The organism is Peribacillus sp. P4_C12, from assembly GCF_056402095.1.
Window position 1 is genome coordinate 1 of record NZ_JBFUIB010001096.1, and the last position, 689, is coordinate 689.

Consider the following 689-nt stretch of genomic DNA (forward strand, 5'->3'; position numbering starts at 1 on the left):
GTATCAGGCGGCGCTACATGCAGAAAACCTTGTCCTAATGGTTCATATTTGTACTTTCTTTGTGCTTGACCTGTTGCTGCAAGAGCCCCCATTGAATTACCATGGTAAGCGCGATAGCGTGAAATAAACTTATAGCGTCCATGGTTCCCTTTTTGCTGATGATATTGACGAGCAATTTTAAACGCCGTTTCATTCGCTTCCGACCCGCTGTTAGAAAAGAAAATGACATAATCATCACCAAGCCATTCATTCAATTTTTCTGCTAACTTAATAGCAGGAACATGGCTTTGTGTCAGAGGAAAGTACGGCATTTCTTCAAGCTGTTCAAAAGCAGCTCTCGCAAGCTCTTTGCGGCCATACCCGACATTCACACACCAAAGACCAGACATACCGTCTAAATAACGATTTCCATCAATATCCGTCACCCATGCCCCTTCTGCTTTTGTGATAATTAAATTCGTTGGACTAGGAGCTGCTCCTCTCATTGCATGCCAAAGGTACTTTTCATCTGCTTTTTGCAAATTTTGTGTTTGTTCTGTCGCTTGCACAATCACCAACTCCATTCTTTCCTTTTATGATTTTATGATTTTACATCACTCTTTTAATAACGAGCGGTAAGCATTTTCTTGCGAGTATAGAATTCTACGCCATCTTTTCCATTTGCATGGAGATCGCCATAGAAGGATTTC

General features: G+C 41.4%; 1 protein-coding gene and 1 pseudogene. Both read right to left on the minus strand.

Annotated features, from left to right (window positions below):
* Nucleotides 1–548: aminotransferase class III-fold pyridoxal phosphate-dependent enzyme (locus AC1DUW_RS31525; RefSeq protein WP_477644540.1), on the minus strand; the 548-nt coding region annotated here is incomplete at its 3' end.
* A 53-nt stretch (nucleotides 549–601) separates the two neighbouring features.
* Nucleotides 602–689, minus strand: a pseudogene (locus tag AC1DUW_RS31530) (methylmalonate-semialdehyde dehydrogenase); the annotation flags it as partial.